Origin of the sequence: Pseudomonas sp. P7758 (assembly GCF_013386485.1) — a bacterium.
GTDB lineage: Bacteria > Pseudomonadota > Gammaproteobacteria > Pseudomonadales > Pseudomonadaceae > Aquipseudomonas.
The window spans coordinates 1-272 of record NZ_JACARS010000239.1; the positions used below are offsets into that span (position 1 = coordinate 1).

1 pseudogene is annotated in these 272 nt (G+C 64.7%); it reads left to right on the top strand.

From position 1 onward, the window contains the following. Nucleotides 1-272, top strand: a pseudogene (actP, locus tag HX873_RS31930) (cation acetate symporter); the annotation flags it as partial.

The window sequence follows — 272 nt, forward strand, 5'->3', positions numbered from 1 at the left end:
CTGATCGCCGAGCGCCTGCGCAACCTGGGCAAGTACACGTTTGCCGATGTGGTGTCCTACCGCCTGGAGCAGACCCCGGTGCGCCTGACCTCGGCCTTCGGCACCCTGACCGTGGCGCTGATGTACCTGGTGGCGCAGATGGTGGGCGCCGGCAAGCTGATCGAGCTGCTGTTCGGCATCGACTACCTGTACGCGGTGATGCTGGTGGGCGTGCTGATGGTGTTCTACGTGACCTTCGGCGGCATGCTCGCCACCACCTGGGTGCAGATCAT